The sequence below is a fragment of the Nostoc sp. genome (assembly GCF_036917655.1).
In the GTDB taxonomy this organism is placed as follows: Bacteria; Cyanobacteriota; Cyanobacteriia; order Cyanobacteriales; family Nostocaceae; genus Nostoc.
The window spans coordinates 153,283-171,951 of record NZ_JBALCY010000070.1 but is presented as its reverse complement, the minus strand read 5'-3'; the positions used below and the strand labels follow the sequence as shown (position 1 = coordinate 171,951).

Annotated in this window: 22 protein-coding genes and 1 pseudogene; 7 read left to right on the top strand and 16 right to left on the bottom strand. The window is 43.1% G+C overall.

Annotation, left to right across the window (positions count from 1 at the left end; translation table 11 throughout):
- Nucleotides 1–52 precede the first annotated feature (52 nt).
- Nucleotides 53–496 carry an SRPBCC family protein gene (locus V7K30_RS25225; RefSeq protein WP_335003967.1) on the top strand — a complete coding sequence of 148 codons (444 nt, stop codon included), beginning with the start codon at nt 53–55 and terminating at the stop codon, nt 494–496.
- Nucleotides 497–788: 292 nt separating this feature from the next.
- Here V7K30_RS25225 and V7K30_RS25220 read toward each other — a convergent pair whose 3' ends face one another.
- The 6 genes from V7K30_RS25220 to V7K30_RS25195 form a co-directional block, all read right to left on the bottom strand.
- Complete coding sequence (locus V7K30_RS25220; RefSeq protein WP_335003966.1) at nt 789–1,007, bottom strand: type II toxin-antitoxin system HicB family antitoxin; 219 nt, start codon at nt 1,005–1,007, stop codon at nt 789–791.
- Nucleotides 1,000–1,212 carry a type II toxin-antitoxin system HicA family toxin gene (locus V7K30_RS25215; protein ID WP_334971950.1) on the bottom strand — a complete coding sequence of 71 codons (213 nt, stop codon included), beginning with the start codon at nt 1,210–1,212 and terminating at the stop codon, nt 1,000–1,002. Before V7K30_RS25215 ends, V7K30_RS25220 begins: the two co-directional genes overlap by 8 nt.
- A gap of 102 nt (nt 1,213–1,314) precedes the next feature.
- Nucleotides 1,315–1,614: a HigA family addiction module antitoxin gene (locus tag V7K30_RS25210; RefSeq protein WP_335003965.1), complete on the bottom strand. Its 300-nt coding sequence runs from the start codon at nt 1,612–1,614 to the stop codon at nt 1,315–1,317.
- A gap of 176 nt (nt 1,615–1,790) precedes the next feature.
- Nucleotides 1,791–2,027 (bottom strand): 2Fe-2S iron-sulfur cluster-binding protein, encoded by a 237-nt coding sequence (locus V7K30_RS25205; protein WP_118161629.1) that lies wholly within the window; start codon nt 2,025–2,027, stop codon nt 1,791–1,793.
- Nucleotides 2,028–2,157: 130 nt separating this feature from the next.
- Nucleotides 2,158–3,636 carry a cobyric acid synthase CobQ gene (gene cobQ / locus V7K30_RS25200; protein WP_335003963.1) on the bottom strand — a complete coding sequence of 493 codons (1,479 nt, stop codon included), beginning with the start codon at nt 3,634–3,636 and terminating at the stop codon, nt 2,158–2,160.
- 298 nt (nt 3,637–3,934) lie between these two features.
- Nucleotides 3,935–4,339, bottom strand: coding sequence for an Npun_F0494 family protein (locus tag V7K30_RS25195; protein ID WP_335003961.1), 405 nt, complete (start codon nt 4,337–4,339; stop codon nt 3,935–3,937).
- Between the two features lie 195 nt (nt 4,340–4,534).
- On the opposite strand from V7K30_RS25195, the gene V7K30_RS25190 reads away from it, so the two are divergent.
- Complete coding sequence (locus V7K30_RS25190) at nt 4,535–4,957, top strand: peroxiredoxin (RefSeq protein WP_335003959.1); 423 nt, start codon at nt 4,535–4,537, stop codon at nt 4,955–4,957.
- Nucleotides 4,958–5,033: 76 nt separating this feature from the next.
- Here V7K30_RS25190 and V7K30_RS25185 read toward each other — a convergent pair whose 3' ends face one another.
- The 5 genes from V7K30_RS25185 to V7K30_RS25165 form a co-directional block, all read right to left on the bottom strand.
- Nucleotides 5,034–5,432, bottom strand: coding sequence for a hypothetical protein (locus V7K30_RS25185; protein WP_335003958.1), 399 nt, complete (start codon nt 5,430–5,432; stop codon nt 5,034–5,036).
- Nucleotides 5,433–5,468: 36 nt separating this feature from the next.
- A complete protein-coding gene (locus tag V7K30_RS25180; RefSeq protein WP_335003956.1) occupies nt 5,469–6,356 on the bottom strand; it encodes an ABC transporter permease in 888 nt (295 codons plus the stop codon).
- Nucleotides 6,357–6,476: 120 nt separating this feature from the next.
- A complete protein-coding gene (locus tag V7K30_RS25175; protein ID WP_335003954.1) occupies nt 6,477–7,496 on the bottom strand; it encodes an ABC transporter ATP-binding protein in 1,020 nt (339 codons plus the stop codon).
- Nucleotides 7,497–7,631: 135 nt separating this feature from the next.
- Nucleotides 7,632–8,615, bottom strand: a complete 984-nt coding sequence (locus tag V7K30_RS25170; RefSeq protein ID WP_335003952.1) for a choice-of-anchor A family protein — start codon at nt 8,613–8,615, stop codon at nt 7,632–7,634.
- A gap of 321 nt (nt 8,616–8,936) precedes the next feature.
- A complete protein-coding gene (locus V7K30_RS25165) occupies nt 8,937–10,424 on the bottom strand; it encodes an aminotransferase class I/II-fold pyridoxal phosphate-dependent enzyme (protein WP_335003950.1) in 1,488 nt (495 codons plus the stop codon).
- A gap of 61 nt (nt 10,425–10,485) precedes the next feature.
- Here V7K30_RS25165 and V7K30_RS25160 point away from each other — a divergent pair, with 61 nt between their 5' ends.
- From V7K30_RS25160 to V7K30_RS25150, 3 genes are all read left to right on the top strand, one after another.
- Nucleotides 10,486–10,830: a DUF6883 domain-containing protein gene (locus V7K30_RS25160; protein WP_335003948.1), complete on the top strand. Its 345-nt coding sequence runs from the start codon at nt 10,486–10,488 to the stop codon at nt 10,828–10,830.
- On the top strand, nt 10,817–11,077 hold the full coding sequence (locus V7K30_RS25155; protein WP_335003946.1) for a DUF4926 domain-containing protein: 261 nt from the start codon (nt 10,817–10,819) through the stop codon (nt 11,075–11,077). Before V7K30_RS25160 ends, V7K30_RS25155 begins: the two co-directional genes overlap by 14 nt.
- A 547-nt stretch (nt 11,078–11,624) precedes the next feature.
- Entirely contained in the window at nt 11,625–12,332 is a 708-nt protein-coding gene (locus V7K30_RS25150; RefSeq protein WP_335003944.1) for a M15 family metallopeptidase, read from the top strand.
- A gap of 5 nt (nt 12,333–12,337) precedes the next feature.
- Here V7K30_RS25150 and V7K30_RS25145 read toward each other — a convergent pair whose 3' ends face one another.
- The 3 genes and pseudogenes from V7K30_RS25145 to V7K30_RS25135 all read right to left on the bottom strand — a co-directional run.
- Nucleotides 12,338–12,811, bottom strand: coding sequence for a TspO/MBR family protein (locus V7K30_RS25145; RefSeq protein WP_335003942.1), 474 nt, complete (start codon nt 12,809–12,811; stop codon nt 12,338–12,340).
- Nucleotides 12,812–12,901: 90 nt separating this feature from the next.
- Nucleotides 12,902–13,375: a TspO/MBR family protein gene (locus V7K30_RS25140; protein WP_335003940.1), complete on the bottom strand. Its 474-nt coding sequence runs from the start codon at nt 13,373–13,375 to the stop codon at nt 12,902–12,904.
- Nucleotides 13,376–13,655: 280 nt separating this feature from the next.
- Nucleotides 13,656–13,961: pseudogene (locus tag V7K30_RS25135) on the bottom strand (IS4 family transposase); the annotation flags it as partial.
- Between the two features lie 342 nt (nt 13,962–14,303).
- On the opposite strand from V7K30_RS25135, the gene V7K30_RS25130 reads away from it, so the two are divergent.
- Both V7K30_RS25130 and V7K30_RS25125 read left to right on the top strand, forming a co-directional pair.
- Nucleotides 14,304–17,327, top strand: coding sequence for a UPF0182 family protein (locus tag V7K30_RS25130; protein ID WP_335003938.1), 3,024 nt, complete (start codon nt 14,304–14,306; stop codon nt 17,325–17,327).
- Between the two features lie 151 nt (nt 17,328–17,478).
- Nucleotides 17,479–17,661 carry a hypothetical protein gene (locus V7K30_RS25125; protein WP_335003936.1) on the top strand — a complete coding sequence of 61 codons (183 nt, stop codon included), beginning with the start codon at nt 17,479–17,481 and terminating at the stop codon, nt 17,659–17,661.
- Nucleotides 17,662–17,718: 57 nt separating this feature from the next.
- On the opposite strand, the gene V7K30_RS25120 is transcribed toward V7K30_RS25125, so the two are convergent.
- Both V7K30_RS25120 and V7K30_RS25115 read right to left on the bottom strand, forming a co-directional pair.
- Complete coding sequence (locus tag V7K30_RS25120) at nt 17,719–18,192, bottom strand: hypothetical protein (protein WP_335003934.1); 474 nt, start codon at nt 18,190–18,192, stop codon at nt 17,719–17,721.
- Between the two features lie 105 nt (nt 18,193–18,297).
- The gene (locus V7K30_RS25115) at nt 18,298–18,600 is read right to left on the bottom strand and encodes a hypothetical protein (protein WP_335003932.1); all 303 of its coding nucleotides are present in this window, start codon (nt 18,598–18,600) and stop codon (nt 18,298–18,300) included.
- Nucleotides 18,601–18,669 lie beyond the last annotated feature (69 nt).

The following is an 18,669-nucleotide window of genomic DNA, read 5'->3' as shown; positions in this document are numbered from 1 at the left end:
GGGCGCAAAGGGCGCAATCGCAAAGCGTCTCGTAGAGAAGGAAGAAGAGAGAATGTCAGATTGGTTAGAGCATACTGTGCAGGTAGAAGTAGAGGCTCCCATAGATTTAGTATGGAGTCTCTGGGCTGATTTGGAGCAAATGCCCCGGTGGATGAAGTGGATTGATTCGGTGAAAATTCCGCCAGATAATCCAGACATATCTCTTTGGAAATTAAAGACGGGCAGTTTAGAATTTACTTGGAAATCTCGAATTCTCAAAGTTATTCCCAACCAAATTATCCAATGGGAATCGATTGATGGTTTGCCGAATCAAGGAGCGATTCGCTTTTACGATCGCCAGAATAGTAGCATTGTCAAAATGACCATTTCCTACGCCATCCCCGGCATTCTTGGCAAAATTATGGATAACTTATTTTTGGGGCGGATAGTTGAATCGACAATTCAAGCTGATTTGGAAAGGTTTAAAGAATACGCGCTGAATGTTAAAGCTAATTGATATAGATAGCAAAAACAGGCAGTAGGAAACAATCTGTAAAAGTTTCTTACTGTCTGATGGGAAAATATTGATTTTTTAAGAGTTTGAGAAGGTGCGCTCCTCCATCGTTATGAGGTAGTTGTGGTTACAAGTGTAACACTCTGCCCATTCTGACGACAAAATTCTTATTCACTAACTATAAAAATTATCTAGATAGAAAAAAATAGTAATAATACGTAAAAATAATATTTCAACCAAAATAACCTGCGATCGCGCAAATTGTGCAGTATTAGTTACCATCTAGTAAATTGCGTTAACTTACCCTACTTACTGTTGGTTCTGGAAGTGGATCACCGACAGCTTCGTAAGCAATAATTAGAGACTCTAAAGCTTCAATTCCATTTGCCACAGCTAACTCGTAAGTATCTCCATGAGTCCGCCAGCGTTGTCCTGGAAAATCAGGGAATCCTACTAAGAAGCAATCATCTTCCTCAGACCATTGGATAAGCATTTGGTACTTGAGTTTATTCATCTTCTTTTTTCCCTTCTACTTCCTCAATTGCCTGTTTTACTTCTTTCTCTTGGTAGCGTTTAGCATCTGCTCCATCTTTGCCTGAAACCGTGATTTTTCCACTATAGAAGGGATGAACCCAGTTAGTATGACTGCCTTTTCCTGGGAGTTCTGTAAAACCTGCTTGAGAAAGCATTTGCTTCAGTTCCCGGATTTTCTTTGGCATTAATTTGCTGAAAAAATGCGATCAGCAGAATAAAAACAATGTGTCAAACTTTCTTGCTATCTATCCAAAAAAATCGAATCTCCGATTTTTTTATGCATTAAGTTATTTTAACTCAGATAATATCCGGGGTGAAATAGTTGCCTGAATTTCTTCACCCATTTTTTGTTCAGCTAGTCTAAGCTCATAATTTTTTTGTAAATTCATCCACAACTCGGCACCAGTACCAAACCATTGCCCTAAGCGTAATGCCGTGTCAGCAGTAATTGCCCGTTCACCATTAATTATTTCAGTAATACGGTTTGTTGGTACATGAAGGATACGTGCTAACTCACTTGCGCTCATTTGCAATTCATGAAGCTCATCAGCAAGAATTTTTCCAGGATGGATGGGTGTCCATACCATCTTGTTCTCCTTTTAGGATAATAATCATTAATATTGCCATAGCATACTATAGCAATCCTAAATCATTTGTGAGAAACAAAATCGCTGAAAAGCCGATAAATACCTACTTTTAATCTCCGTATTTTCTCACGTTTCAATTCGGATTGCTATAGTCCTTCTCAATAACAGGGGCGACATTACCAAGTAGGATCGCTAAACAAATTAATCGTCAATTCCTCGCGTGGTGGTACTGCGGTGATACAAGCGCGGATGATCTCTCCATCCTCTAATTCGACGGTGCAAGCGTGACAAGACCCCATAAGGCAACCGGTGGGAATAAATACCCCAGCCCGATCTGCTACATCTAAGAGGGCTTCCCCCACTTCGGCATCTACTGTGACATCATCTGGTAAAAAGTGGACACGAACAATCATCAATGTTACGCATTTAATTTAGTATTGACTCATAAAGGTTGTCCTTTGTCATTAGTCCTTTGTTAAAACAAATGACTAATGACAAATGACAGTTTGAACGAAAAAATGTGCGATTGTTATGCACTTTAGCTTAAGACAAAAACAGACTTAAGTCTAAATGGCTTTCTACTTCAGTAGCTAAGGAATCCAAAATCTGTTCTCGCTGTTCCCGGTAGTTAGCAACACCAGTGGGCAAAGATTTTAAACCCCGTTGTTGACGGAGGCGATTTAACCAAGCGCGTCGCCAAGGGCCATTGTCAAAAAGCCCGTGGAGGTAACTTCCCCACACTGATTGACAACTATCCACTAACCCTAAATTAATATCGTCAAATAGGGCATGGTAGGATTGAGGGTCTATCCCTTGCTGTTCGATGCGCGATCGCCCTTGGTGAATTTCAAAACCATTAACTGGCAAACCCTGTTGCGGATAATTCGAGCTAACTTGGCGCTGGCGGGCGATTTTTTGTCCTGTAATTACAGTTCTGATTGGTAAAAGATTTAACCCTTGAAATCTGCCAGCTTGTCCCTCTATCCCTTCTGGATCGGCGATGATTTGACCAAGCATTTGATAGCCACCGCAGATGCCTAAAACTGTTCCCCCAGAAGCAGCATAGTTTTGGATCGCTTCTGCCATACCGCTTTTTTGCAGCAGTAGCAAATCAGCAATTGTGGTCTTTGTACCTGGGAGAATCACGGCATCAGGATGTCCCAAATCTTGCTTAGGACTGAGGTATTTTACTGAAACTGTACTTTCTGATTCCAGTGGGTCAAAGTCGGTGAAGTTGGCAATTCTTGGTAAGCGGATGACGGCAATGTTTAGGTCAGCTTGGGCTTTATTCGATTGACGTTCCAGCAGATCAAGGGAGTCTTCCGCTGGAAACCCTTCTTGTAAATAGGGTATAACACCGACAACAGGAATACCTGTACGTTCTTCTAACCATTTTATTCCTGGATCTAAGAGCGATCGCTGTCCTCGAAACTTGTTAATTACTACACCCTTAATTAAGGCGCGTTCATCTGGTTCCAATAACTCTAAGGTTCCAACGACATGGGCAAAAGCACCACCCCGATCAATATCAACCACTAACATCGTTGGTGCATTCAAATATTTTGCCACCCGCATATTAGTTAAGTCGCGGTGCTTGAGGTTAATCTCTGCTGGACTACCGGCACCTTCACAAACCACCAAGTCAAATTCTGTTCCCAAATGCTGTAGCGATTCTTCAATTGTCCGCCACCCCAGTTCAAAATATTGCTCGTAGTAATCTGAGGCACTCACTTTGCCTACAGACCTACCTTTGATAATTACTTGGGAAGTCATATCCCCTTGGGGTTTGAGTAAAATTGGGTTCATTTCTACCCAAGGCACGACTCCCGCGGCCCAAGCTTGTACTGCTTGGGCATAGCCAATTTCTCCACCACTGGCAGTGACATAAGCATTTAAAGCCATATTTTGACCTTTAAAGGGAGCCACTCGCCAGCCACGCCGCGACAGAATACGACAAATAGCTGTAGTTAAAAGTGATTTCCCTGCATGGGATGTTGTCCCCACCACCATAATTGATTTCATAGTTGCTATCAGTTAGTTTTTCAAGATACAGGGTGAATTTTTAGGAGTGAACAGTCATATGACAATCCATCCATCAGTTAAAAAGCAGGGGAAGATCCAAGCAGGGGAGTAGGGCAACAGGGGGAGAAGAACCAATACACCATACCCTATAAGTGCCCCATGTCCTATACTCAGTGCCCACCAGCAGCATCACAAATTTCGGTTAGATGATTATGGTAAAGACTTCATGAATAGATGTGATGTTTCCGTATATATTGTTCCCTTTGATTCCCTAATCCTAACTCTTTGGTTTTTTATTCTAAAAAGGTATCCGTAACCAACGAATCACAGCATCGGATAAATGATCGCCCCATGAAGGAGTCCGCCAATTTTTTTCCTGGTATTGTTCCACTAACTGGCGACCCAAGGGAGTGAGGCGAAAACTATCTGTAATCCCCTGACCATCGACTTCTCGCCGCAATACACCAACTTGGATCAGCCAGCCCAAAGCATTGTCACATGCTAATTCTGATAAAGGGCGTTTAGTATAGCCCTGCTTGAGTCCATTTTCCAGGGCGATCGCAGTTAATGACACACTCTGGTGTCCCATCACTGCAAATAACGATACATTAAAGGGTGAACACACTAGCGATCGCTCGGCTCTTTCTACTGTGCTTCGAGGATAGACAAAAATATTTGGGTTTTGGGAATCAACAGCAGGCATTGTGTATGGGGAGAAATTTTTCTTCTAAAAAAGATTAATTTAAGAATATATTTTTTCTTGTACCAGCTACCTGAATTTAACCAAAATTAGTTACCTCAAGTATAGTTATGCTATTTTTCAGTAATTATATTTAATCATTATAAATTAATGTAAAATTTCAAGTGCATCAACAATCTGAAACAGGAAAAGTTAATTATGCCTCTAGCAGTTGGTACGGATGCACCTGCATTTACCGCCAAAGATACAAACGGCAACACAGTTTCGTTATCTGATTTTGCCGGGAAGACGGTCGTTTTGTATTTTTACCCCAAAGATGACACGCCAGGCTGCACCAAACAAGCCTGTAGTTTTCGGGATGCCCAGTCTGAATATCAAGGTAAAGATGTTGTAATATTGGGAGTCAGTGCAGATGATGAAGTTTCCCATCAGGCATTCACCCAAAAATATAATTTGAATTTTCCCCTACTGGCTGACACCGACAAATCCCTCATCAAAGCTTTCGATGTGGACAAGCGGATCACCTACGTAATTGACCCCAGCGGCAAAATTACCCATGTTGACGCTAATGTAAACACAACCACCCATGCTAGCGATATTTTAGCTGCACTTGGGCTGTAGTTTTTTACCTGATAATTCAGGATTTTTAAATAGTCTTAGCCCCAAGCCCTAAAAGCTTGGGGTTCTTTGTTTGAATTCAGTTACCTGATGGTGGTGTAATTGATCGTGGTGTAACTGATGGTAGTGTAACCGATGGTAAACCGGGGGTTGCTTGTTGTTGTTGACCTTGAATTAATTTTTGTTGCCTTGCTTTAAAAGCTGCTGCTGCTGAGTTTAGTTGGTCGTTCTGTTGGTTAGAATCCCAGTTGAGAGTCCCGAAATTTGCCCGATGAATCAGATCAAACATATTGAAATTGTCTGAGTTGGAACGGGAGAAAGGATCGGTATTTTGGTCTGTTGTACTATTACTGGGAAAAGCATCCGTTGGGCTGCTGATTTGAGCCGAACTGGGTTGAGCCATGAGCAAGGAAGCAAAGCTAATTCCCGCCGCTGTAGCCACAAAGAGTCTAGTAATTTGTAAAAATGGTTTTTTCATGGGGTTTTGACCCTAAAACTTCTCTATTTTATCTCTTTAAGCAAGAGTCCGCCGCAGTTGGGGTTGAATGCTCAGTAAGGCGACAAGGGCAAAGCTAAACAATACCAGCAAGGCTCCCCCAAAGGTAACATCACCCCAAGGAGCCTGCATTACTACACTACCTAGTCCCCAATTACTGTGGAGATAGAGATAGCGAATTGGTTCGATCGCATAGCTGAGAGGATTTAGGGTAGCCACAACCTGTAACCACTGAGGCATGAAGGATAGAGGAGCCAAAGCAGTACTAGCAAACAATAATGGCAGGTTAGTGACGAAAATCACTGCAATCAATTCAATGTGTCCCGGTAGAGCAAAAGCTAAACCAAGGGAGATGGCTGTCACGCCCAAAGCTAAGAGAAAGACAATTAGAGCGATCGCACTTAAACCCGCTGCATCTGGTAGTCCAGCCCCCAAGAACGCCGCCGCCGCTACAATCGCCGCTGCTTGCAGCAAACTTTGGCTGATGATGAAGATTGCCGAAGCAAAAACAATAGAAAACCGTGATGCTAAGGGTGCTACTAGCAAACGATTCAAAAAGCCGAACTCGCGGTCAAACATTACCGGTAAACCAGCATTCAGCGCCCCAGCAAAGGCTGTGAACACAATTATGCCGGCAGCCAAAAATTGACCGTAATTTGTTGTATTGCCAAATATACCTTTGGGAGCATTTTGGAACAAAGCACCAAATAGGACTAACCACATTACTGGCTGAATAATTCCGGCAACCAATGTGGAGGGACGGCGTTGCAATTGAATAAACAAGCGACGAGTTAAAGCCAACGTCTCTTGTACCAATTCACCGAAAAAGTTAGGTGCAGCATTAACATCTGCTTGCGGCGATGCTAATGGCTGCCAATTTATATCAGATTTAGGAGTAACGCTCATAGCAATTTGGGATTAATTGGGCATTGGGCATTGGGCATTAGGCATTGGGAATTGGGAATTGGGCATTGGGCATTGGGAATTGGGAAGTATCTCCATGCCCTATGCCCCATGCCCCATGCCCTATCTCATATTCTGCTTCTTCTCAGCCTTGGGATCCCGGGTGGCAACGGCTGCGAGTTCTGCATCCAATAAGGTGCGTCCTGTAGCGGCGAGATAAACATCATCAAGACTGGGGCGAGATTGGGCGATGCCAAAAATTGGCAAGCCAGCGGTGTTCAGCGCTTGCTGTATGTTAATGAGAACATCATTTTGAGGTGTAACCACCAAGTTGAGAGAATTACCTTGAGCGCTGTTGATGATCACTTCTTGCACAAATGGCAAAGGTTGCAAGAGGTTTTTGGCAATTTCTGCTTCCTCAATGGGGGAAAACTCGCGGATTCGCAAAGTGATGCGATCGCCCCCGACTTGATCTTTTAATTGTGAAGGTGTCCCACTGGCAATCACAACGCCGCGATCAATAATTGCCACGCGATCGGCTAGGGCGTCAATTTCTTCTAAATAATGACTGGTAATTACTACTGTTGTCCCAGAAGCACGTAATTTTCGCAGGAAATCCCATACCACAAAACGAGTTTCTATGTCAAGCCCTACAGTTGGCTCATCCAACACCAAAACATCGGGTGCATGGAGCAACCCAGCAGCCAAGTCTAGGCGCTTGCGTAAACCGCCAGAGTAGGTTCCTGTTTTTTTATTAGCGTATTCTTGCAAACCGAGCAAATCTAATACCGTCTCAATGCGCTGTTTGGCGATCGCGCCTGGGAGGTGATAAAGTGCTGCTTGCAATTGCAGCAGTTCTCTTCCAGTCAGCACCTTATCTATAGCGACTTCCTGAGCTACATAGCCTAGTCGTTGTCTTGCCACTCTCGGATTATCTAACACAGAGATGCCAGATACTTCGATTTTGCCAGCATCTGGTGTGGTAAGTGTACACAAGGCACGCAAGGTAGTAGTTTTACCAGCACCGTTGGGGCCCAATAAACCAAAGATTTCTCCTGATTCTACCTGAAAGGAGACATCCTGGACGGCGACTACTGTACCATAGCGTTTTTGCAGATTTTGAATTAAAACGGCGGGAGCCATGACAGCTTATCCCCTACTATACAAATCTCAATAAAGTCTATCTTTATTGTAGAAGGTAGGGAGCAAGGAAATAGCGCATGAGCGAAAATCTGTAAACAAGTTCGCCTCATGCGCCATGCTGCTAAAAATTTCTGATTATTCTAGGCAAGTTGCTTGATTGCGTTTGTGGCGAAATAAACCAAATACCACAGCAATTAATCCTAAACCTGGAAGATTTGCAGGCTCTGGAACCTGAGTATGGGTGGGAGGCTTAGGCTGAGTGTAGTACTTAGTTGGCAGATTCGGCAGATCGCCATTAAACAGATAGTTGTGAGACTCGCCATTTCCTGTCAAAGAAGCTACCACCACGTTGCCGTTAACTTGACCGTTATTGAAATTGAAATTAGCCAAAGGAGCAAGAATACTACCTAATATACCAATCCCACTGGCAGTTATGTTTGTCGCTTCATAGAAGTTGTAGATCACCTTTTGTTTATCTGTGCCAAGGATATTGAACCCAAAGTTTTGCAGCGACACATCCTTACCGCTGATATTGACAACAATAGTCGAATTTGCGTCGCCCTTAATTTCAAAAGAGCTTGCCTTGGAGAGAGATGAGCCTGCAAGATTAAAAACATTGAAGGCAGTACCACTGCCACTAAGGTTAATAGCACCCCAAGGTTGAACTGTTGTTTTACCAGTAGGAGTTAAGGTTGCCAAATATTGAGATAGCCCTCGCAATTCTTTCCCTGCTTCATTAAAGTCGATGGGATTACCCTTGCTGAGAGTTCCCTGTGGAAATCCCTCATTGCTGGACACATTGGCGCTGCCTCCGTAGACAGCATTACCGTGGTTGACTTGACCGTTACTTAAAGTTAAGTTTTGTCCAGCTACTACTACGTTGCCGCTATTGCCAGAAAGTCTGCTTCCAAGTCCGCCGACGAAATTCACGTTACCGCCAGCAGCAAGTTTTCCTTCAATATCTGTATATTTTTGAGTGATATCTCCCAAAACAAATACATTGTAATCAGAGGCAGCGCCTAACTCAACTGCATTCGCTCTTGCTGAGAAACCCAGCGCCAGAGTGACTACAATTGGAGCTGCTACTAGTCCCCAACCATAATAGGTTTTTAATTTCATCTTCTGATTTATGAATCATCAAGATTATCCTATGGGTATAAATTAAAGATGGCATTAGTCTGCTAGCTATTTTCATTGAAGTTTCATACCTGGTAGAACTACTGTAGATTTTCCCTAAATTATCTGCTCAACGGTATATTTACTGTTGACTTTATGAATTAAATTTTTACCAACAAGAATTCAGGAGTTAGAAGTTAGAAGTTAGGAGTTTGGAGTTAGGAGTTTGGAGTTAGGGGTTTGGAGTTTGGAGTTAGGAGTTTGGAGTTAGGGGTTTGGAGTTTGGAGTTAGGAGTTTGGAGTTAGGGGTTTGGAGTTTGGAGGTTATTTCACAACTTTCAAAGTTTTGAGGCTAGTGTCATTGCAACCACTGATAAATCCCCCCATTGCCTGGATTTGTTGTAGGTAATCAAGGATAGATTTCGTGATCACTTCTCCCGGCATTAACAAGGGAATTCCTGGAGGATAGGGACAAACGATTTCGGCACAAATGCGTTTATTGGTCTGTGTCAAAGGTAGTATTTCACTGACAGCAAAAAAGGCTTCACGGGGAGAACAACATAAAACATGACACTGCGTAGTGAAAATCTCCTGCCAAAGATGGTTTTTAACAGTCAAGTTGGTTCGGCGATATTCTTTGGCAAGAGTGATAAAACCTTGCACTAATTGCTCAATATCGGCTGGGGTGTTGCCTAAACTAATGATAAAGGTGAGATGTTGCAGTGAGGCGAATTCAGCGGTGACAGCAAATTTTTCATCTAGAATTTCATCTGCTTCAAATCCGGTTAAACCTAAACCAGAAACAGTGACAGTTAGTCGCGTTTTATCTAAAGCCACAAAGCCGGGAGATCCCCCCAACCCACCTTGATAAGGGGGGCTAGGAATTTGTAAGACAGATAATCCAGGAATTTGACTGATTTTTGTTCTAGCTTCATTAGCAAGTTGTAAAGTGCGAGACATCAGCATTTTTCCTTGGAGTGCCATTTGCTGACGCGCTGCGTCTAAAGAAGCTAAAAGTAAATAACTAGGACTGGTAGACTGCACAAGTTGCAAAGCTTTACTGATGCGATCGCCATCTATCCTGTTACCTTGGATGTGCAGCATCGATGCTTGTGTCATCGCACCGAGTACTTTATGGATGGATTGTACAGTTAAATCAGCACCTGCGGCTAAGGCGGCAGTGGGTAATTTTGGATGAAAGGCAAAGTGGGCGCCGTGTGCCTCATCTACAAGTAGAGGAATATTATATTGATGTGTGATGTTAGCGATCGCACTCAAATCTCCACAAACGCCGTAATATGTTGGATAAACTGTCAACACTGCTTTGGCATCGGGATGTTGTTGAAGTGCAGATTGGACAGCATTGGGCGTGATGCTGTGAGCAATATCTAAAACTGGATCGTATTCAGGATTGAGAAAAATGGGTATTGCACCAGAGAGAATTAAACCGGCGATCGCAGAAGAATGCACATTTCGAGGCAGAATGATTTTATCGCCTGTGCCACAGGTAGCGAGAATTGCCGCTTCAATCCCACAGGTAGAACCATTAACGAGGAACCATGTTTGCGAAGCGCCAAATGCCTCAGCCGCCAGTTTTTGTGCTTCTTGAATAACGCCTTGGGGTGCAAAGAGATTATCTAAATCTGCTAATTCGGTTAAATCAGCGCGAAAGACAGCTTTACCAAGTAAATCAGCCAAGGGTTGAGAAATTCCCTCACCTTGTTTATGTCCTGGCGTGTAAAAAGGCGCATGGGATCTTGCTGCATTGGCTTTTAAGGCATCTAATAAGGGTGTTTGGTTTTGATTGAGCATTTTTGAACAAACGAACCGTTAATGATAAAATTTAAAATCTGTTAGGGCATATTCATAGACAATGAAATTACCCAACGGTGAGCAAGCAGAGATTTCTACACAAAAGCTTACAGGTTATTGTTTAAATCCAGAACATCCGAGTGGGAAACATAAAGCCAGAGTTTTCGCATCAATTCTAGGAATCACGCTAGAAAACGCTGATGTTTTGCGTGAACTTATTCAAACAGCAGCAGTTGCAGGTGAAGTTATTCAGCAAAGTACTACACAATTTGGTCAACAGTTTAAGGTAGATTGGATAGTACCTGATACAGACGGAATCAGGCTGCGGACAATCTGGGAAACTACCACTAATAATCCCTATCCACGTTTGATTACTGCATTTCTGAAGTTAAATGAAAAAAGTTAAACTTTTGGATACTATTGCTACACTCAAGCCTATTCCCATTGAGAGATTACAACTAGTGGAAGTCCCTTATACTTCTATCGAAAGCTTACCCAGTGGACAAGTTGGAACAATTGTAGAAGTGTATGAGCAAGAAGAAGAATATCATTATTTAGTCGAGTTTGCTGATACCCAAGGCTGTGAATATGCAATGGCGACTTTGAGAGCAGATGAAATCTTAGTTTTACATTATGATTTGGCAATTGCCTAAATTTTTACTAAGCTGTTCCACATTTAAGAAAGAATATATTGGGCGCTCGTGTAGCCCACCCCACAAGAAATGTACAATTTCAGATTATGCAAACTAGATGTGGTTTAGCTTAATGCACATTGCAAGGCAAAATGATTTGATCGCCCATGCCACAGGTAGCGAGAATTAAATTTGGCAATACCTCACAATGCCAATACGGCGGCGGCAATGTGAATGCGTCCCCTCACAATGTGAATGCGTCCCCTCACAATGCCAATGCGGCGGCGGCAATGTTAATGCGTCCCCTCACAATGCCAATGCGTTCCCCGACAATGCCAATGCATCCCGATGCAATCTTAATGCGTTGTTCTGCATTAAAAACGCTACGCTTTTACGCGAAACTGTACTTAGGCAATCAAAGCTTGAAACCTCGATCCCTCTTAAGGCCCCTTAAAAAAGTGGGAAACTTAAAAGCCCCTTTTTTAAGGGGGTTGGGGGATCTATTCTACGTAAATCCTAAGAATGCTATGCTTACGTTAAAATTCGTAAGTTCTGTGTGGCTGACTAAATGAGGCCTTATCATCAAATCCCGATTTTCGAGTGTGGTGAACCGCTAAGGGAGATTCCTTTAGAATTGTTTGCGGTGGAATCTCCCCATCCTTATGAAAAGTTGGGTGCGCCCTATGGCAAACACTCTCCTTATTATCTCCGTCAAAGTGTGATTGAAAATTTGATCCAAGCCCAAAATTACCTTTATCTCTTGCATCCTAACTGGCTTATCCAAATTTTCGATGCTTATCGCCCGATCGCAGTCCAGCAATTTATGGTAGATTACAGCTTCGCCCAAGCAGTGCAGGATAGGAGACTGAGTGAGGTGGAGTTATCACCAAACCAACGCCAAGAAGTTTGGGAAGCGGTTTATGAAATTTGGGCTGTACCAAGTTTGGATGAAAAAACTCCCCCTCCTCACAGTACAGGTGGGGCGGTGGATGTGACGTTGGTAGATGATGCAGGGCAAATAGTGAACATGGGTTCGCCAATTGATGAAATGTCAGAGCGATCGCATCCCGATTATTATGCCAATAGCGATCGCCCACAAGCCCAAAAGTATCATGCTCACCGTCAGCTATTGCGAGATGTAATGTTAAAAGTCGGCTTTCAACGCAATCCTAGAGAGTGGTGGCATTTTTCTATTGGCGATCAAATGTGGGCTTGGCTGAATAATCAATCCAATCCAGCCAATCCTGTCACAGCCCGTTATGGGCGTCTTTCATAGATGCGTTATGCATCTTGAGGATTTAACTCTTTTAACTCGTCGGTAGTGTAAGTACCAATGGGAGTCCAAACTAGATAGGGAAGGAGTAACAGCGCCGCCATTAGAGAAATCGGCAAAACACAGATTGCGAGGACAACGCCTGAAATCAAACCGATTAGTCCAAGAATTTCCCCAGCTTTGAGACTGCGAAACCTCAGCATTACAGGTATGTAGGCGACGGTGATAATTTCCACTAAGAGGTACAAAGCCATTAGTAACCAAGTAATTAGGCTTCCTGGATTTTTTTGCCAGACAATATAAGCTGAAGCTGCACCGCTAATAAAAATCACAGTCCAGATGAGCGGAATCAGCGGCTCAAAAACTAGCCAGCGAGGGCGACTTAACTGTGCAAACCATTTAACATCACGCGGCGTGATTAAGAAACTACCAAGGGCGATGAAGAAAGTTACAGCCCCAATTATTATCCAAGATGGAATCATAATGCACTCAAGCTTTGTGTATTTTGTCAAGTCATACACTGCAAGTTTGACAATTTAGGGCATAGGTTGAATCATTCGTTAGTGCGATTCTTAGGCATCTTCAGGATTGAGACTAGCCATCTGCCAAGTGGTATAAGTACCAATGGGACTCCAGAGCAAATAAGGAATTAGTAATAGTGCTGCCCAACCAGAAATACCTAAGACTGCGAGTATCAATAAAATACAAATGAGAAAACCTGTGCCGCCAAGAATTGTACCCACTTTCAGACTGCGAAGCCTAAACATTACAGGCGTATAGGCAATGGTAATAATTTCTAAAAGCAAGTATAAACCCATGATTAACCGGGTTGAGGTGCTTCCTGGGTCTTTTTCCCAGATAATATAAGCTGACCAAGCACCACAAATAAATATTACAGTCCAGATAATTGGAATTGCACCCTCAAAAGTTAGCCATCTCGGTCGTTGTAAGCGCTTGAACCATTGGCGATCGCTTGGCGTAATCAAGTTAGCCGCCAAGGCAACTAAGAAAGCCACCCCCCCAATCACCATCCAAGATTTAATCATGACCGTTAGTCCTTTACAAGCGCTATCTATCGCTTAATATCACTCTTTATAGTCTGATTTTGTCAATTTAATTGCTAATTATTTATCATCCCTCAGTTTGAAACCTTCATATCATTTGGCAGGATTTTAAATTATGGGCATTGGGGAGCAGGGGAGCAGGGGGAGAATATAGCAATTCTCGTTTGGATGCAACACATGGTAGGGGCACAGCAATGCTCATTGGTGTCAACTTAAGAAGGTAAAGCCCAAATTTGTTGAGTGTAAGCATCAATCTCTCGATAATACATAATTGCTTGAGAACAGCATAAAAAATCCAAGTAGCCAGAATTTGGATTTGTACGCCGTTGGTATCGCCCACCCAGATATAAGCCAAACCCAAAAGCCTTTTTGTGAGCAAAAATGCGTCTTCAACACGCTTTCCGTCACGATATAATTCACAAACTTGCTGTGCAGATAAGATTTGCGGGTCAATTACATTAGTGAGATAGTAGTACCAAGTTGCACCCTACAATACAGAAACTAAGCGGACTTTTTGCTGACAAGGATTGGAGCGGTATTCGCCCATATGAATAATTTGCTCACGATAGAGATGATGATAAAAAATGCGTTGGCGTAGCCCGTCAGAGACATCATTTGGTGTCTAATGGTGCGATCAGCAAAGAATAATACAATGTTAATGATGGTAAGTGAAGGGCGATAGTCTGACGACAAGCCCCTGTGCGTCTTTGCTTACCCTTTAAGCTCGGTACTTCATGCTCAGAACCGCAACATCCGAGATTCAAGGGTCATTTATTTTAGTTTCGGCTATAAACTTTGAGACGTTGCTGAATTCAGCTATTGTGGAAAGTAGTAATAACTTTTGGGAAAGCATCAAATACTTTCCTTGATGCAGTGAAGTTGGCTTTGCAGATAGTTTGGCTGCCACGGAATGTTCTGGAAATGGGGCTTTAGACTATTAATTGTATTCTTGGGGCTGTGGCTACTGTTGGATCTGGGTTGCCGCCTGGGAGCAGACATTTTCTGGTTTCAGGAAGTTGGCTACCTCCAAGTATTTCTGTTGAGGGTGCTAACTCGTGGTGTTTTGTGGGTAGTGGTGGCTGGGATAACTGCTGCCTATCTACTGCTAAATCTGGCTCTGGCACAACGGCTTAAGTATCCCAAGTCTCTGAAGAGTGAGGAAGCACAACTAGGCAGTGAATTAACAAATTTTCTCAGTCCTGATTATCCAAGACGCAACGAAACCCGAATACTTGCACCGCAACGCTTTCAACCATTAAGATTGCGCTGGTTATTACCCCTAACTCTGGTACTGAGCTTGTTGATCGGGTTAATGCTGGCTCACTATGGTCAAATTGCTCTTTTCTACTGGCATTCTCCAGTTAATAACGCTATTCTACCCATTCCCGCCCTATTCCGACCAGAGACAATCTGGCAACTCTTGAGGCAGATTGTCTCTCAAATCTGGTATCTCGGTTTAATTGTGGGAGTAGCGATCGCCATCTTAATTTATCCCCAATTTTTACTCACTGCGATCGCAGTTTTCTTCAGTCCCATTTTTGCCTTCATCCTATTCCAACACTGGCCAAAGGTGCTGCAATATTTCCACCCCACTCTTTTCAACAGCACTGAGCCTTTATTTGGTGAAGATATCAGCTTTTACGTATTTTCCTTACCCTTTTGGGAACTGCTAGAACTCTGGCTGATGGGATTATGTTTATATGGCTTCGTCGCTGTTACTCTCACTTATCTCCTGTCAGGAGACAGTTTGAGTCAGGGGATTTTCCCTGGTTTTTCGCCCCAGCAGCAGCGTCATTTATCCGCTATGGGTGGCTTATTAATGCTGGTAGTAGTTCTGAGTTATTGGCAAAGTCGCTATGAACTCGTGTATTCTACCCGTGGAGTAAGTTATGGTGCCAGCTATACGGATGTGACAGCCCAGTTGCCAGCTTACACCATCTTGTGCATCCTGGCAGTAGCGATCGCCTTTTACCTACTTTGGCGAACGTTTTTCTGGAAACCCAAATCTCAGTATCATCCCTTGGTGTTTTACGGGTTAGGGGTTTATCTAGTATTAGTTGTAGCAACTGACGTTGTTCTACCTACGGTGGTGCAATATTTAATTGTCCAACCTAATGAGTTACAACGAGAGCAACCCTACATTCAGCGGACTATCGCCTTGACTCGCCAAGCATTTGATTTAGAGGCGATCGATGCTAGAACTTTCAACCCGCAGGGAACATTGACTGAAGCTGATATTCAAAAGAATGCCTTGACAATTCGCAATATTCGCCTGTGGGATGAACGACCACTCTTAGAAACCAACCGTCAGCTCCAACAAATTCGACCCTACTATCGATTCCTCGATGCTGATATTGACCGCTACACTCTCAAAACAGATGAAACACGCCGACCACGTGCCCCCCAAAAGCCACTAGAACCTCAGCAGGAAGCAGCTGAACCAGCAGAACGGCAGCAGGTACTGATTGCTGCACGAGAATTAGACTACAGTTCCGTACCACAGGAGGCTCAAACATGGGTTAACCGCCGCCTTATTTATACCCACGGTTTCGGGTTTACTGTTAGCCCAGTTAATACAGTAGGGCCGGGTGGGCTACCAGAATATTTTGTCAAAGATATTAGCGGTGATAGTAGCGCCCTCACAACTTCCAATGAAGCCATTCGTGACAGTATTCCCATTAGGCAACCCCGAATTTATTACGGTGAGATTACTAATAATTATGTGATGACTGGCACAAGAGTTAGAGAGCTAGACTACCCTAGTGGTAGTGATAATGTTTACAACTCTTACGATGGTCTGGGTGGCGTTGAAATCGGTTCAGCATGGCGACGCTGGCTATTTGCGATGTATTTGAAAGATTGGCAGATGGTGCTGACGCGGGACTTTTTGCCAGATACCAAGGTGCTACTCCGGCGAAATGTCAAGCAAAGAATTCAAGCGATCGCACCCTTCCTGAAATTTGACAGCGACCCCTATTTGGTGGCTGCTGATGCTAATCAAGATTTTCCAAGTAATCCCAGTTATCTTTACTGGATTGTTGACGCCTACACAACGAGCGATCGCTATCCTTATTCAGACACTGGTAGCGATGGAATCAACTACATTCGCAATTCGATCAAAGTAGTGATTGATGCCTATCACGGCACTGTTAAGTTTTATATTGCCGATCCCAGCGATCCGATCATTGCCACTTGGTCAGCGATATTTCCCAAAATGTTCAACCCGCTCAGTACAATGCCAGTCAATCTCCGCAGTCATACCCGGTATCCGGTAGACTTTTTCAAAATTCAATCTGAGCGCTTGATGACTTACCATATGACTGATCCCCAGGTATTTTACAACCGGGAAGACCAGTGGCAAATCCCCAACGAAATCTATGCCAGTGAACCCCGTCCGGTAGAGCCGTACTATTTGATTACTAGTCTACCTACCGTCACCTTTGTTGGCGCAGCCTCTCGTAGAGAAGAATTTATTCTGCTTCTGCCCTATACTCCCAAACAACGGACTAATTTAATTGCTTGGTTAGCGGCGCGATCGGATGGCAAGAATTACGGTAGGCTGGTGCTATATGTCTTTCCTAAGGAACGCCTGATTTACGGCCCAGAGCAAATCGAGGCGCGGATTAACCAAGACCCAGTAATTTCTCAGCAAATATCCCTGTGGAATCGCCAAGGGTCGAGAGCCATTCAAGGCAATCTTCTAGTAATTCCCATTGAGCAATCGCTGCTGTATGTCGAGCCAATCTATCTAGAAGCCACACAGAATAGCTTGCCAACTTTGGTGCGAGTAGTTGTGGCTTACGAAAACCGGATTGTCATGGCACAAACCTTAGAACAAGCATTGCAGGGAATTTTTCAACCAGAGGTAACACCAGCTTCTGCGATTATTCGTCCAGTAGAGGAAGCAGCCCCGCCAGGTCAGCGATCTAAATAATTACATAGCAGGCGACAATGAGTGTAGAGGCGCAACGCAAAGCCGGGACTTCAGTTGCCTCCGAGCAAGTCGAGTCACATCGCCATTAACAAAATTTATTGCAACAGACATAGTTTAATGGTTAAACATATTTAGTAGACACTAAAAGTTAATGGACATGGTACAAGATAACCAACTAGAGATTCGCCACGTTAGTCCTAAAGTGAGGCAGTTGATTAAAATGTACGCTGATGTTAATAACTGTACGCAGCCTGAGATGTTAGAGCGGATTATTTTGGAGTGGAACGCCCAACAAAGCGAGAGCGAACGACCGCCAGGAGACGAAGATGAATAGCTTTCTGCTACAATCTTTAGTCCGCTTATAGTGACAGGCTTTCATTAATTTGGCTATCTAGTTCAAGAAAAATTTTCCAGAAATTGGGTCTTGTTTGAGGGATTGAATGAAATCCCTCAAAGTCATCATGCTGCCCGTTAACGTGAACTTAGGAGTACCATTTTGAGCAACTATTCTCACTTCACCGTCTTGGATCTGAATCTTATTCTTAATACTATCCCATAGAGTATCGAAGCTCTGATCATCCTTGCAACCATTGGCTTCAAGGAATCTTTGGTGTACTTCTGTTTTTAGTGCTAGTGCTTCTGCTGCTTGAGTCCGCGCCTCAAAGTGCTTAATTACATCTTCATAAGCACTCTCCCTCAGAGTTTTATTTTCAGCCTGAACTTGCTCTAACTGAGTTTTTGTGGCTTGCAGTTGGGACGCTAAAGCAGCTGATTTATGGTATTCAACTTTTAAGGCTTGCTTTGCATTGGCTAACAAGGTTTTATAATCTAGCTGATCTTGATCTTGATTTTTTTCGGATTGCATTTTTATCTCTTGATCAACAGATTTTTGCTGATCAACTCTCGTCAGTTATATAACAAAAACTGGCGAGAGTTTAGTAAATATTCTCGCTAGTTATTTGAGTATTAGTTATTTCACCAATAATGGTAATTCCGAGCTAGGATTCTCCTGAATACTACTCAGACAAAAACTAATGTGAGAGCGGATAGCTCGCTCATAAACTCCAGTCTGCTGAGTGCGTACCCCTACAGCCTGATATATTAATTTAACTTCTGGGAATTCAGACCAATACATCAAAAAAATGTCTTTAGCTGGAGTAATAATTTCATAATTATTCTCTTGTCTTTTCTTTCTGAGTTTACAATTATTTAGTTGTAATTTTTGTCTGAATAGTTTTTCAAATTCTGGAATTAAATCTGAAGTAATTTTCATGGTTTATACACGTTAAAACGTGTTAATTATGCAAAGACTATCTGGTGATATTACTAAGTATGACACTTC

Bases quoted from the DNA above. Each gene is read 5' to 3' on its own strand.
- V7K30_RS25155 (WP_335003946.1), top strand. From the start codon at position 10,817: ATGAAAAAAGTTAAACTTTTGGATACTATTGCTACACTCAAGCCTATT.
- V7K30_RS25160 (WP_335003948.1), top strand. From the start codon at position 10,486: ATGAAATTACCCAACGGTGAGCAAGCAGAGATTTCTACACAAAAGCTT.
- V7K30_RS25140 (WP_335003940.1), bottom strand. From the start codon at position 13,375: ATGATTAAATCTTGGATGGTGATTGGGGGGGTGGCTTTCTTAGTTGCC.
- V7K30_RS25150 (WP_335003944.1), top strand. From the start codon at position 11,625: ATGAGGCCTTATCATCAAATCCCGATTTTCGAGTGTGGTGAACCGCTA.
- V7K30_RS25225 (WP_335003967.1), top strand. From the start codon at position 53: ATGTCAGATTGGTTAGAGCATACTGTGCAGGTAGAAGTAGAGGCTCCC.
- V7K30_RS25215 (WP_334971950.1), bottom strand. From the start codon at position 1,212: ATGCCAAAGAAAATCCGGGAACTGAAGCAAATGCTTTCTCAAGCAGGT.
- V7K30_RS25190 (WP_335003959.1), top strand. From the start codon at position 4,535: ATGCCTCTAGCAGTTGGTACGGATGCACCTGCATTTACCGCCAAAGAT.
- V7K30_RS25220 (WP_335003966.1), bottom strand. From the start codon at position 1,007: ATGAATAAACTCAAGTACCAAATGCTTATCCAATGGTCTGAGGAAGAT.
- V7K30_RS25125 (WP_335003936.1), top strand. From the start codon at position 17,479: ATGGACATGGTACAAGATAACCAACTAGAGATTCGCCACGTTAGTCCT.
- V7K30_RS25130 (WP_335003938.1), top strand. From the start codon at position 14,304: ATGTTCTGGAAATGGGGCTTTAGACTATTAATTGTATTCTTGGGGCTG.
- V7K30_RS25205 (WP_118161629.1), bottom strand. From the start codon at position 2,027: ATGATTGTTCGTGTCCACTTTTTACCAGATGATGTCACAGTAGATGCC.
- V7K30_RS25115 (WP_335003932.1), bottom strand. From the start codon at position 18,600: ATGAAAATTACTTCAGATTTAATTCCAGAATTTGAAAAACTATTCAGA.
- V7K30_RS25175 (WP_335003954.1), bottom strand. From the start codon at position 7,496: ATGGCTCCCGCCGTTTTAATTCAAAATCTGCAAAAACGCTATGGTACA.
- V7K30_RS25120 (WP_335003934.1), bottom strand. From the start codon at position 18,192: ATGCAATCCGAAAAAAATCAAGATCAAGATCAGCTAGATTATAAAACC.
- cobQ (WP_335003963.1), bottom strand. From the start codon at position 3,636: ATGAAATCAATTATGGTGGTGGGGACAACATCCCATGCAGGGAAATCA.
- V7K30_RS25180 (WP_335003956.1), bottom strand. From the start codon at position 6,356: ATGAGCGTTACTCCTAAATCTGATATAAATTGGCAGCCATTAGCATCG.
- V7K30_RS25165 (WP_335003950.1), bottom strand. From the start codon at position 10,424: ATGCTCAATCAAAACCAAACACCCTTATTAGATGCCTTAAAAGCCAAT.
- V7K30_RS25145 (WP_335003942.1), bottom strand. From the start codon at position 12,811: ATGATTCCATCTTGGATAATAATTGGGGCTGTAACTTTCTTCATCGCC.
- V7K30_RS25185 (WP_335003958.1), bottom strand. From the start codon at position 5,432: ATGAAAAAACCATTTTTACAAATTACTAGACTCTTTGTGGCTACAGCG.
- V7K30_RS25195 (WP_335003961.1), bottom strand. From the start codon at position 4,339: ATGCCTGCTGTTGATTCCCAAAACCCAAATATTTTTGTCTATCCTCGA.
- V7K30_RS25170 (WP_335003952.1), bottom strand. From the start codon at position 8,615: ATGAAATTAAAAACCTATTATGGTTGGGGACTAGTAGCAGCTCCAATT.
- V7K30_RS25210 (WP_335003965.1), bottom strand. From the start codon at position 1,614: ATGGTATGGACACCCATCCATCCTGGAAAAATTCTTGCTGATGAGCTT.